Source organism: Pseudorhodobacter wandonensis, from assembly GCF_001202035.1.
GTDB lineage: Bacteria > Pseudomonadota > Alphaproteobacteria > Rhodobacterales > Rhodobacteraceae > Pseudorhodobacter > Pseudorhodobacter wandonensis.
In genome coordinates, this window is sequence record NZ_LGHT01000042.1 from 22,663 (window position 1) to 34,608 (window position 11,946).

The following is an 11,946-nucleotide window of genomic DNA, read 5'->3' on the forward strand; positions in this document are numbered from 1 at the left end:
TGCTTTCAAGAACAGGATTGCTGTGCGGGCGGATTAGGTATTTGGACCAAGATGAAATCAGGTGATTGTTTGGGGGCGGCATATGTTGGTACTTGAAAAGCGCCCGTCGCCATCGCGGTTCTGGCAATATGCAACGCCTGTTTTGGCTGTCGTCTTGACGATGCTCGCGGGGGGGCTGTTGTTTGCCGCGTTGGGGAAAGACCCCTTTGTCGCCATTAGAACAATTTTCTGGGACCCGCTGTTTGGCGAGTTTGCCTTTTACCTGCGTGGCCAGCTATTGGTCAAAGCCGGGCCGTTGATTTTGATCGCGGTCGGGTTGTCGCTGGGGTTTCGCGCAGGCATTTGGAATATTGGCGCCGAAGGCCAGTATATCATGGGCGCTATCTTTGGTGCGGGTGTAGGCCTAGCAGTATTTCCCACCGAAAGCCGCTGGATTTTTCCAGTGATGATTGTTGCGGGCGCTTTTGGCGGCTGGCTCTGGTCAATGATTCCCGCGATTTTGAAAACGCGGTTCAATACCAATGAAATTTTGGTGTCATTGATGCTGGTCTATGTGGCACAAACTATCTTGTCCAAAGCCGCCACAGGCTTTTTGCGCAATCCGCAGGGCATGGGCTTTCCCGGCAGTCGTAATTTTTCGACCTATCCGGCGGCGCGCAATGTCGAATTAATCGCTGGCTCGGGTATGCATTGGGGGGTGGTAGCAGCGTTTATCGCCGTGATCGCGGCCTATGTTTTGCTGCAACGACATATGCTTGGGTTTCAGATCAAGCTGGCAGGCCAAGCGCCACGGGCCGCGCGGTTTGCGGGTGTGCAGCCCACGCGTTTGGTGGTGATGTGCATGGGAATTTCCGGCGCGTTGGCGGGGCTGGCAGGGATTTTCGAGGTCTCGGGGCCTGCGGGGCAAATAAGTATTGATTTTGCATCCGGCTATGGCTTTACCGCAATCATCGTCGCGTTCTTGGGCCGGTTGAACCCTTTGGGCATTTTGCTGGCCGGGCTGGTCATGGCACTAACTTATGTAGGGGGCGAGATGGCCTCGACCAACCTCGGCCTGCCTTCGGCGGCTATTCAGGCGTTTCAGGGGATGCTCTTGTTTTTCCTGCTGGCAGTTGACCTGCTGTCAAATTACCGCATCCGGTTGATGACAGGGAGGGCCGCGTGATGGATCTTGGAGGTATCAACCCAGCGGTTCTGGTGGCGTCACTAATGGTCGCCTCTGTTCCGATCATGTTGGCAGCGATTGGTGAATTGGTTGTGGAAAAGGCCGGTGTTCTGAACCTTGGGGTTGAGGGCATGATGATTATGGGCGCAGTTTGCGGCTTTGCCACGGCGGTAGAAACCGGCAGCCCGTTTCTGGGATTCATTGGCGGGGCGCTGGGGGCAATGGCGCTAAGCTTTGTCTTTGCGGTTTTGACCCAGTTTTTGCAGGCCAATCAGGTGGCGACTGGCCTTGCGCTAACGCTGTTTGGGCTGGGATTATCCAGCCTTATGGGCCAAGGCTATGTTGGCATCAAACCGCCTCTTACCGACGTAGTGCCGTTTGGCCCCTTGGCCGACTTGCCAGTTGTAGGGCGGATTTTGTTTGACCATGACCCAATGGTTTACCTGTCGATTGCAGTCATCGCTGTAGTTTGGGCGGTGCTGAAATTCAGCCGTATGGGCCTGATCTTGCGCGCGGTGGGCGAAAACCATGATGCGGCCCATGCGCTGGGGTATAAGGTTACGCGCATACGCGTTCTGGCGATTATGTTTGGCGGCGCGATGGCGGGGCTTGGCGGCGCGTATCTGAGTCTGGTGCGCGTGCCGCAATGGACCGATGGAATCACCGCAGGCGCAGGCTGGATCGCGCTGGCGATTGTGGTTTTTGCCAGCTGGAAACCGTGGCGCGTGTTGATCGGGGCCTATCTTTTTGGCGGAATCTCGGTGTTACAGCTGAATCTTCAGGCAGCGGGCGCGCGTATTCCGGTCGAGTACTTGTCGATGTCGCCTTATCTGATAACCATCTTGGTGTTGGTCATCATGTCGTCGGGCAAAGGGCGGTCTGCAATGAACGCCCCCGCGGCCTTGGGCCAGAATTTTCACGCTTCCCGTTAAGGGGGGCCAAAACCTAACCGGGCCGCAGAACGGCCCATCCAACCGGGAGACGAATATGAACCGAAGAATTTTGATGGCATCGGCTGCAATGGCGCTTGGGCTTGCCTTTGGTGGCGGCGCGCAGGCGGCTGGCATGGATAAGGTAAAGGCGTGCTTTGTTTATGTGGGCCCCGTAGGTGACGGCGGCTGGACCTATCAGCACGACCAAGGCCGCCAGGCCCTTATCGCCGAGTTTGGCGATAAGGTTGACGCCAGCACGTTCCAAGAAAACGTGCCAGAGGGTGCCGATGCCGAGCGCGTGTTGACGCAGATGGCACTTGGTGGCTGCAATATCATTTTCACAACATCCTTTGGCTATATGGATGCAACAAACGCAGTTGCTGCCAAGTTCCCGAATGTAAAATTCGAACATGCAACCGGCTACCGCCGCGACAGCGAGAACGTATCAACCTATGGCGCGCGGTTCTATGAAGGCCGTGCCGTGATTGGCACGATCGCAGGCCGGATGACAAAGAGCAACAAGATCGGTTACATCGGATCTTTCCCGATTCCGGAAGTTATTCGTGGCATCAACTCGACCTATTTGCACGCCAAGAAAGTGAACCCTGACGTGACGATGTCGGTGGTCTGGGCCTATACATGGTTCGACCCGGCGAAAGAGGCGGATGCGGCCAAGGCGCTGATCGAACAAGGCGTGGATGTGATCGTGCAGCACACGGATTCGACCGCACCTTTGGCAGAAGCCGCAAAAACCGAAGGCGTGATCGGCTTTGGCCAAGCCTCGGATATGAAAGAGTATAAACCAAGCCCGCGGGTTTCGTCGATCATCGACAACTGGGCGCCATACTACGTCAAGCGCGTTGGCGCCCTGCTGGATGGCACCTATGCGCAAGTTGACAGCTGGGAAGGTATCGGGGCCGGCGAAGTGGAAATCGGCGAAATTACCGACGCTGTTCCGGCAGAGGTGAAAGCCGAGGCCGAAGCGCTGCGTGATGCGATCGGCGCGGGCACCTACCACCCGTTCACCGGCCCGATCAACAAGCAGGATGGCTCGGCTTGGCTGGCCGATGGCGTGACCGCGCCGGATGGCGATTTGCTGGGCATGGACTTTTATGTTGAGGGTATCACTGGCGATATCCCCAAGTAATCGTAAGCAAACCGGCATCGTTCTGGTTTGATAGCAAAGCTGGGGGGCTGTCTGCCCCCCAGACCCCCGAGGATATTTTTGCCGAAAAGAAAGCGGGGGAAGGCCAAGTTTGGTCCTGCCGGTTTCGAAGGTATAGAGGCTGGGTTGGACTAGGCCATGGACTACGACTTTATCATAATCGGTGGCGGGATTGCCGGAATTTCCTGCGCGGCAAGGCTGGCGAAAGCTGGCAAAGTTCTGCTGTTGGAAGCCGAGGATGCTTTGGCCTATCATGCCTCGGGCCGTTCAGCCGCGCTCTATGAGCCGCGCTATGGGCTAGCGCCTGTTGTCGCATTGTCGATGGCCTCGGCCGCGTATTTCCACTCGGTCCCTGATCTTTTATCCCCGCGCGGGATGATGATTGTTGCCAAAGCCGACGAAAAATCGGCGTTTGAGGCCGATGCCGCGAGTATGGAGCTTGTGCCGATGTCGGTTGAAGAGGCACGTCTGGTCGTTCCAATATTGAACCCCGAAACCGTTGCACATGTCGCGATGGCCGATCATGCATGGGATATTGATACCGATCTGTTGTTGCAAGGCTTTGCCCGACAGGCGCGCAGAGACCATGCCGAGATTGTGACAAAGGCCCCTGTCACGGCAATTGCCCGCGATGCGAGTGGTTGGCGCGTGACCACGCCACAGGGTGCGTTTTCGGCACGGATATTGATTAACGCATCCGGCGCTTGGGCGGATGAGATAGCCAAAATGGCAGGGGTCGCACCTTTGGGCATGACGCCATTGCGGCGCTCGATGGCCCGCATCCCCGCCCCCGGTGGCCATGACATCAGCCGCTGGCCCATGATCTTTGGCGGTGGCGAGACGTGGTATTGCAAACCTGATGCTGGTGCACTGATTGTTTCACCCGCAGAAGAGCACCTGACCACACCGCATGATGCCTTTGCTGATGACATGGTACTGGCCGAAGGGCTTGCCCGCTATGAGGAAATGGTCACTGAACCGGTTACCCGTATGTTGGCAAATTGGGCGGGCCTGCGCACCTTTGCGCCTGACCGCGTGCCGGTTATCGGTTTTGACTGCCATGTGCCTGACTTCTTTTGGCTGGCGGGCCAGGGGGGCTATGGTTTTCAATCCGCGCCCGCAGCATCGCAGCTTGCGGCCGATCTTTTGACGGGGCAGCCCAGCAGCATTGCAGCCGAGGTAGTTGCTGCGCTGTCGCCTGCCCGTTTTGGCTAATATACGAGAGATGAGCCTTTAACTCTGGTTCGTCCACTGCCTTGATGTGCATCAAGGCAAAGGGCCCCACGGTATGCGACTCAATCAGCGAACCGCGCTGACCTTGCTTGGCCTTTCAAGCAATGTCGTGTGCTTTAGGATGTAGGAGCGCAGATTGAACTGGAAAGACAAGAATGCCGCAATGCGCGACCAATTGCGCGTGATGAACCGCGCCATTCCCGATGTTGCCAAAGGCTTTGGTGCCTTGTCCAAGGCGGCCAAAGAGGCCAAGGTTCTGGACATCAAAACGCTTGAGTTTGTCGCCCTTGGGATTGCGATCGCAGATCGCTGCGAGGCTTGCATCGGGTTCCACGTTGAGGCACTGGCCAAAGCGGGCGGCACGCGAGAAGAGTTGGGCGATGTTCTGGGCATGGCGGTGCAAATGGGCGGCGGCCCGTCGCTCATGTATGCGGCAAAAGCGATGGCCGCTTGGGATGATCTTGCCACGGAAAGCTAAGCCGCGGCTGGTTTTCGCCAGATCAAAGCGGGCCTGAACTGAGTGGGTGACATTCGAGGAACCGGCTGGCACATTGGCAGAGGGTTCCTATATTCGGGGTGGGCAAAACACTGCGGTTATCAGTTAGCTTGATCGTGCTGGCCCTGTTTTTGACAGGCTGCAGCAGAGGGCAAGACAAGCAGCGTGAACGCGGTGCGGAAATGCCTGCGCCCGTGATGAGTGCGCCGAATTTTGGCGATGCTGACCCGCATGAATGGGACGGGCGCGGCCCGCGGAATTATCCGGTTCATGGGATCGATGCCTCGCGCTGGCAGGCCGAGATTGACTGGCAAACCGCGCGTGCGAATGGCGTCTCGTTTGCGTTTTTTAAGGCCACCGAGGGCGGGGATGTGGTTGATCCGGCATTCGCGGCGTATTGGAAATCGGCGGGCCAGGCTGGTGTGCCACGCGGGGCCTATCATTATTACTATTTCTGCCGCCCCGCGCTTGAGCAGGCCCGCTGGTTTATTCGAAACGTGCCGCGCAGTTCGGGTGCCCTGCCCCCGGTTCTGGATATGGAATGGAACGCCCATTCCCCGACCTGTACAAAAAGACCCGATGCAGGGCATGTGCGGGCCGAGGCCAGGATATTCCTAGATGCGCTGGAAAGGCATTACGGGCAGCGGCCGATTATCTATACCACGGTTGATTTTTTCGCTGACAATCAGATGGGCCGGATGGCCGGGTATGAGTTTTGGCTGAGGTCGGTGGCGGGGCATCCTTCGACGGTTTATCCGGGGCATGGCTGGGTTTTCTGGCAATATTCTGGCACGGGGCTGGTGCCGGGGATTTCCGGAAAAGTGGACGTGAATGCCTTTACGGGGTCGCGGGCAGAGTGGCAAAAATGGGTGGCACGGCGGGTGCATTAGGCTGCGTGACCGCGCGCGGACATGTTTATATCTTTTTGATATTGCTGTGAATTTGTGTTTCTGTTTACCTGAAATTAACCTTTGGGACGCAGGGGTGGCGGGGTAAAACCCCGCCCTACGGTTGCTGATGGCAAGCTGAGGCATCTGCGGGGTTGGATTAAAACTGAATGAGGTTCGGCTGGTCGAATTGCCAATGAACAAAGCGGCCTTTGGCCATCGGCTGACCGATGGTATCTTTGGATTGGTCACTAAATGAAACGACCGGTCGCGCAAAGGGCCTTGACGCAAAACGCGCCATTTATTACCGTCTGCTTATCAAAGATGATTTAGGTTATCTTGATCAAGCCAGAGGCTGATCAGACTTGAAGGTTCATCCATCAGGTTTTGGTGTCCGGTTTGCGGAACCACGAAAATCGGGTCTCGCGCGAGCAAAAGCTTCTTACCGGGGAGCGTCCTGCAGGACGCCGCGCATTCGCTTCTTATGAAGTTGAATGAAGGAGATGTTCCGTGGGAACACTTAGATCTATACGTATGAAGAAGATGCGCGCACAGCGAGGGCGCTGCTATTATTGCGATTTGCCGATGTGGGATGAAGCCGCCGCCAAAATTTCAAGTAAGCACAATAAGTTTCAAGCGAAATTGAAAGCCCTGCGCTGCACTGCTGAGCATCTTCACCCTCGTTCTGAAGGGGGAGGAAATACGGCAGGAAATATTGTTGCAGCCTGTTTCTATTGCAATACGCGCCGTCACAGGCGGAAATGTCCACTCTCGCCCGAAGCCCACAGGGAACATGTGCGTCAACGAATGGCGTCAGGTAGATGGCTGGCGGCGCAATTTGCAACATAGTCTGCATGAGCAGAATGCTGCCGTCGATCAGCTCGTCGAAACTTGCTGCGTGACACTCACGCCATAGGAAATTCGTCACTTTGAGTTCAAACCTACGTGCAACCACCCGCACACCCGAACAAAGCAAAAGGCCCCGTCACATACGTGCGGGGCCTTGGTTTTTGTGTGGTGGTTATCCGTTGATGCGGATGCGTTCGTTGCTTGGGTCGAAGGGGCTGTCTTCGACCACCACGGCATCCCATTCTTTTAGCAACATTTTCACCTTTAGTTTGGTGCCGACTGCGGCCAGTTCGGGGGTGACGTAGCCCATGCCGATTTGCTTGTTGAACGCGACCGACCAGCCGCCCGAGGTGAGGCGGCCTACTTTTTTGCCGTTCACAAAGATCGCCTCTTTGCCCCATGGGTCGGTGTCATCCGGCCCGTCGATCAGCACGGTGACACATTTGGCGCGGATACCGGTGTCGATCATGGCTTGCTTGCCCTGAAAATCTTTGGACAGGTCGATAAAGCGGTCCAGCCCTGCCTCCATCGGGGTCGCGTCGCGGCCCAGTTCGGTGCCGAAAGCGCGGTAGGATTTTTCCTGACGCAGCCAGTTTTGCGCGCGGGCGCCGACTAGTTTCATGCCGTGCTTTGCGCCGGCTTTCAGCAGCAAATCCCAAAGATAGCGGTTCATTTCAATCGGGTGGTGGAGTTCCCAGCCGAGCTCGCCCGTATAGGCCACGCGAATGGCATTAACGGGGCACATGCCCAGTTCCAGCTTGCGGGCGGTCAGCCATGGAAAGCGCTTGTTGGACAGCACGGTATCGGCGTCGGCATCCTTGACGATTTCGCGCAGGATTTTGCGGGCATTGGGGCCTGCAAGGGCAAAGACGCCCCATTGGGTCGTGACATCGTTGATTTCAACATGCGCGCCACCGGCGGCGATGAAATCCTCGGCCGATTTGCGCATATAATCGGCGTCATAGGCCGTCCATGCACCGGCCGAGACGAGGTAGTAGTCGTTTTCGCCGTTGCGCACGATGGTGTATTCGGTGCGCGTGGTGCCAGTGGGCGTCAGCGCATAGGTCAGGTTGATGCGGCCGATGCTGGGCAGTTTGTTGCAGGTGAACCAGTCGAGGAAGGCCGTGGCCCCTGCCCCGCGCACGGTGTGCTTGGTAAAGGCGGAGGCGTCGATAAGACCCGCGGTTTCGCGCAGGGCCTCGGCCTCGGCGCGGGCATATTGCCACCATTCACCACGGCGGAAGCTGCGGGAATTATGGTCAAAATCGGCAGCGGCGTTGAGCGGGCCGTAGTAGTTCGGGCGTTCCCAGCCGTTGACCTGGCCCATTTGCGCGCCCAACGCGATTTGCTTGTCATAGACCGGAGTGGTGCGCAGGGGGCGGCAGGCTTCGCGTTCCTCATCAGGGTGGTGGAGGATAAAGACGTGGTCGTAGCACTCTTCATTCTTGCGGGCGGCATATTCGGTGGTCATCCACGAGCCGTAGCGGCGCGGGTCAAGGCTGGCCATGTCGATTTCAGCCTCGCCCTGCGTCATCATCTGGGCAAGGTAATAGCCGGTGCCGCCAGCGGCGGTGATGCCAAAGCTGAAACCTTCGGCGATCCACATATTGCGCAGGCCGGGAACAGGGCCGACCAGCGGGTTGCCATCGGGGGTATAGCAGATCGGGCCGTTAAAATCGTCTTTCAAACCAACGGTTTCCGAGGATGGCAGGCGGTGCAGCATCGACATGTACTCGGCCTCAATCCGGTCCAGATCAAGCGGGAACAGATCGGCGCGGAAGCTGTCTGGCACGGCATATTCAAACCGCGCAGGCGCGCCTTTTTCATAGGGGCCGAGGATCCAGCCGCCGCGTTCTTCGCGCACATACCATTTGGCATCGGCATCGCGCAGAACAGGGTGCTCGGGGTTGTTTTTGCGGTATTCGACCAGCATCGGGTCGGGCTCGGTCACGATGAACTGGTGTTCAACCGGAATGGCGGGAATTTTGACGCCCAAAAGGCGCGCGGTGCGTTGGGCGTGGTTGCCTGTAGCGGTGACAACATGCTCGGCATGGATTTCAAAGGTTCCCTCCGAGGCCACAAGGTTGCCGCCCTTATCAACCATGCGGGTGCAAGACACGATCCATTCCGACCCTGTCCAGCGGTAGCCATCGACCTGAATTTTACGCTCAATCGTAGCACCGTGCTGGCGGGCGCCTTTGGCCATCGCTTGGGTAACATCGGCGGGGTTGATATAGCCGTCTTGCGGGTGGAACAGCGCGCCGACCAGATCATCGGTGCGCAGCAAGGGCCAGCGGTCTTTCATTTGCTGGGGCGTCATGAACTCGTGGTAAACATCTGCCGATTCCGCCACGGCGGAATAGAGCATGTATTCATCCATCCGCGCCTGCGTTTGGGCCATGCGCAGGTTGCCGACGACCGCGAAACCCGCGTTCAGACCGGTCTCGGCCTCAAGCGATTTATAGAAATCGACCGAGTATTTGTGGATATGCGTGGTGGCATAGCCCATATTGAACAGGGGCAAAAGGCCCGCTGCGTGCCAGGTAGAGCCCGAGGTCAGCTCATCACGTTCGACCAGCATCGTATCCCAGCCGGCCTTGGCCAGATGATAGGCGATACCGTTGCCCACGGCACCACCGCCGACGACCAAAGCTTTGACATGGGTTTTCATATGGCGACTCCCTAGCGCGATTTTGCCCATACATGCCCGATTGTGCGGCGCGCGGGCAATATGGCCCGACGTTTGACAGATAAAAACGACATTGGGCATGGGGGCATGGCGATTGTTTGGCTGCCGTTTACGCTTTGCCAACTGTTTCGCTGTAACGATGGGGTATGTTTGGGCGGATTTGCCAAAACGGGAAAGGGGATTTGGATGGAAATTGCTGCATGTCTGGCCCTTGTTGCCGGCATTACGATGCTGCTGTTTTTTGCCGAAAGAGGCTATCATCACCGGCAACGCGCGGGGCCTGCAACCGTGGCGTTTATCGCACCTTGGTCTTGGTTGGCGGGGTTTCGGCGCGTTCTAGGGTCGGGGTGACTTTGTTGACAGGATTTCAGGTATTTGGACCAAGATGAAATGGGAAGTCAGCGCGTTTTCAACGGCGATATGACGGTTGACAGGATGAAGGCAAGGGCTGCAACCGCGATGATCGAGGGGCCTGCCGGCGTATCAAATTGCAAGGAAAGTTGCAGACCTGCAAGGACGGATGCGCCCCCGATAAGCACCGCGAGAATGGCCATGGTTTCGGGGCTGCGCGACAGGCTTCGCGCGGTGGCAGCGGGAATGATCAGCATCGCCGAAATCAGCAAAGCGCCGACAATTTTAAGGGCGACCGCGACGACGATCGCAAGGGCGATGGTCAGCGCAAGCCGCTCTCGGTCGGGGTTGAGGCCCGAAGCATGGGCGAGGCTTTCGCTGAGGGTGGCAGTGAGGAGCGCCTGCCAGCGCCACAAAAGCAAAGCGAGTATGGCACCTGCCCCACCCCAAACGAAAGCAAGGTCTTGTTTTGACACGGCAAGAATGTCGCCAAACAGCAGCCCCGACATATCGGCCCGCACCCCCGGCACAAAGCTGATGGCGACAAGGCCAAAGGCGAGAGCGGAATGCGCAAGCACGCCCAAGGTGGTATCGACCGCCCATCCTTTGGCGGCCAGAGCGGACACGGTCAGTGCCATGGCAAGTGCAACCAGCATCGTGCCAAGCGCGATCGGTAGCGACAGCGCAAGCGCCAAAGCCACGCCCAATATGGCCGCATGGCTGGTCGCATCGCCAAAATACGCCATGCGCCGCCAGACAACAAAGGCGCCAAGTGGGCCGGTGGCAACGGCCAAACCTATGCCTGCGACGGCGGCGCGCAGCAAGAAATCGTCAAACATGGTCTTGGGCTTCTTTCGCGGTAGAATGGCTGTGGCTGTGGTTGCAATCAGGGCCGTGCTGATGCGGGGTGCCTTGGCCCGGGCCGTGATTATGGTCGTGGTCATGGCGGTAAAGGGCAAGTGCGCCTTGGGTGCCAAAACCGAACAGCGCGCGGTATTCAGGCGCGTCACGCACCACATCTGGCGCGCCTTGGCAGCAGACATGGCCGTTAAGACAGATCACGCGGTCAGACGCTGCCATCACCACATGCAGATCATGGCTGACCAGCAGCACGGCGGCACCGGTTTCACGGCGGACCTCTTCGATCAGCTGGTAAAAGGCGGCCTCGCCCGGTTGGTCAAGCCCTTGGGTCGGCTCATCCAGAATCAGGATTTCGGGTTGGTTCAGCAAAGCGCGGGCAAGCAGCACGCGTTGCAACTGGCCACCGGACAGATCGGCAAGTTGCCGGTTTTCGACACCCGCCACGCCGCAACGGGCCAGAACCCGAGTTGCCTGAGCGTCGGTGCAGCGTTGCGGCAGCGACAGAAACCGCCGCGCCGTCATCGGCATCGGGCGGTCGATATGCAGCCGTTGCGGGACATAACCGATGCGCAGGCCTGTTTTGCGCGTGACAGAGCCCGAAGCCAGAGCTTGAATGCCCAGAATACTGCGCAGCAGGGTGGATTTGCCCGAACCATTCGGCCCGACAATGGTGACGATTTCGCCCGGCAGAATGGTCATGGTAACGCCGGACAGTATGTCCGCCCCGCCCAACCGGACGGTCAGGTCTTTGGTTTCAATCAGATTCATGCGGCGGCCTTGCAGTTCGGGCAGAGGCCCAGCGCCTCAATATTTGTACGCTCGACGGTAAAGCCGACAGTCTGGGCAGCAGCCTCAAGCGCGGCGCGGACCGGTTGGGCAGGCGTTTCGGCAAGTGCGTTGCAGCCGCGGCAGATCAGGAACACCGGGGCGTGGTCGGTTTCAGGGTGCATACAGGCGGCAAAGGCGTTGAGGCGGCGAACCCTATGCGCAAGCCCTTGTTCTACAAGAAACTCCAAAGCGCGATAGGCAACGGGCGGCTGCTTGCCAAAGCCCGCTGCGGCAAGCCGTTCCAGCACGTCATAGGCCCCCAGCGCGCGGTGTTCTTGCAGCAGGATTTGCAGGGTTTGGCGGCGGACCGGCGTAAGGCGCAGTTTGCGCGTGGCCAAGATTTCCTCGGCGCGGGCAAGCCCTGTATCGGCGCAATGGCTGTGGTCATGCGTATCAAATGCGTTGGTATGCGGCGTCATTTCGGGCCTTGACATGTTATATCATAACGTATTTTAGGTTATAAGATAACATATGCTACCCAGACCGGTAG

Annotated in this window: 12 protein-coding genes; 8 read left to right on the forward strand and 4 right to left on the reverse strand. The window is 58.0% G+C overall.

Features of this window, described 5'->3' with window-relative positions; all coding sequences use genetic code 11:
- The first annotated feature begins 82 nt into the window (after positions 1 to 82).
- The 7 genes from AKU79_RS14315 (at position 83) to AKU79_RS20035 (ending at position 6,727) form a co-directional block, all read left to right on the forward strand.
- On the forward strand, positions 83 to 1,165 hold the full coding sequence (locus AKU79_RS14315) for an ABC transporter permease (RefSeq protein ID WP_050524272.1): 1,083 nt from the start codon (positions 83 to 85) through the stop codon (positions 1,163 to 1,165).
- Entirely contained in the window at positions 1,165 to 2,097 is a 933-nt protein-coding gene (locus AKU79_RS14320; RefSeq protein ID WP_050524273.1) for an ABC transporter permease, read from the forward strand. The genes AKU79_RS14315 and AKU79_RS14320 overlap by 1 nt, the downstream gene beginning before the upstream one ends.
- A 55-nt stretch (positions 2,098 to 2,152) precedes the next feature.
- Complete coding sequence (locus AKU79_RS14325; protein ID WP_050524274.1) at positions 2,153 to 3,244, forward strand: BMP family ABC transporter substrate-binding protein; 1,092 nt, start codon at positions 2,153 to 2,155, stop codon at positions 3,242 to 3,244.
- Positions 3,245 to 3,400: 156 nt separating this feature from the next.
- Entirely contained in the window at positions 3,401 to 4,477 is a 1,077-nt protein-coding gene (locus tag AKU79_RS14330) for an NAD(P)/FAD-dependent oxidoreductase (RefSeq protein ID WP_050524275.1), read from the forward strand.
- Positions 4,478 to 4,631: 154 nt separating this feature from the next.
- Positions 4,632 to 4,973: a carboxymuconolactone decarboxylase family protein gene (locus tag AKU79_RS14335; protein WP_050524276.1), complete on the forward strand. Its 342-nt coding sequence runs from the start codon at positions 4,632 to 4,634 to the stop codon at positions 4,971 to 4,973.
- 110 nt (positions 4,974 to 5,083) lie between these two features.
- Positions 5,084 to 5,881 carry a glycoside hydrolase family 25 protein gene (locus tag AKU79_RS14340; protein WP_050524400.1) on the forward strand — a complete coding sequence of 266 codons (798 nt, stop codon included), beginning with the start codon at positions 5,084 to 5,086 and terminating at the stop codon, positions 5,879 to 5,881.
- Between the two features lie 582 nt (positions 5,882 to 6,463).
- Positions 6,464 to 6,727 carry an HNH endonuclease gene (locus AKU79_RS20035; RefSeq protein WP_408002845.1) on the forward strand — a complete coding sequence of 88 codons (264 nt, stop codon included), beginning with the start codon at positions 6,464 to 6,466 and terminating at the stop codon, positions 6,725 to 6,727.
- Positions 6,728 to 6,899: 172 nt separating this feature from the next.
- Here the strand turns inward: AKU79_RS20035 and AKU79_RS14345 are convergent, their stop codons facing one another.
- Positions 6,900 to 9,398 (reverse strand): GcvT family protein, encoded by a 2,499-nt coding sequence (locus AKU79_RS14345; RefSeq protein WP_050524277.1) that lies wholly within the window; start codon positions 9,396 to 9,398, stop codon positions 6,900 to 6,902.
- Positions 9,399 to 9,602: 204 nt separating this feature from the next.
- Here AKU79_RS14345 and AKU79_RS19355 point away from each other — a divergent pair, with 204 nt between their 5' ends.
- Entirely contained in the window at positions 9,603 to 9,767 is a 165-nt protein-coding gene (locus AKU79_RS19355) for a hypothetical protein (protein ID WP_156209778.1), read from the forward strand.
- A gap of 47 nt (positions 9,768 to 9,814) precedes the next feature.
- On the opposite strand, the gene AKU79_RS14355 is transcribed toward AKU79_RS19355, so the two are convergent.
- From AKU79_RS14355 to AKU79_RS14365, 3 genes are read right to left on the reverse strand one after another with little or no spacing between them, the layout of a single operon-like run.
- On the reverse strand, positions 9,815 to 10,606 hold the full coding sequence (locus tag AKU79_RS14355; RefSeq protein ID WP_050524279.1) for a metal ABC transporter permease: 792 nt from the start codon (positions 10,604 to 10,606) through the stop codon (positions 9,815 to 9,817).
- Positions 10,599 to 11,396: a metal ABC transporter ATP-binding protein gene (locus AKU79_RS14360; RefSeq protein ID WP_050524280.1), complete on the reverse strand. Its 798-nt coding sequence runs from the start codon at positions 11,394 to 11,396 to the stop codon at positions 10,599 to 10,601. The genes AKU79_RS14355 and AKU79_RS14360 overlap by 8 nt, the downstream gene beginning before the upstream one ends.
- Positions 11,393 to 11,875, reverse strand: a complete 483-nt coding sequence (locus AKU79_RS14365; protein WP_050524281.1) for a Fur family transcriptional regulator — start codon at positions 11,873 to 11,875, stop codon at positions 11,393 to 11,395. The genes AKU79_RS14360 and AKU79_RS14365 overlap by 4 nt, the downstream gene beginning before the upstream one ends.
- Positions 11,876 to 11,946: the final 71 nt, after the last annotated feature.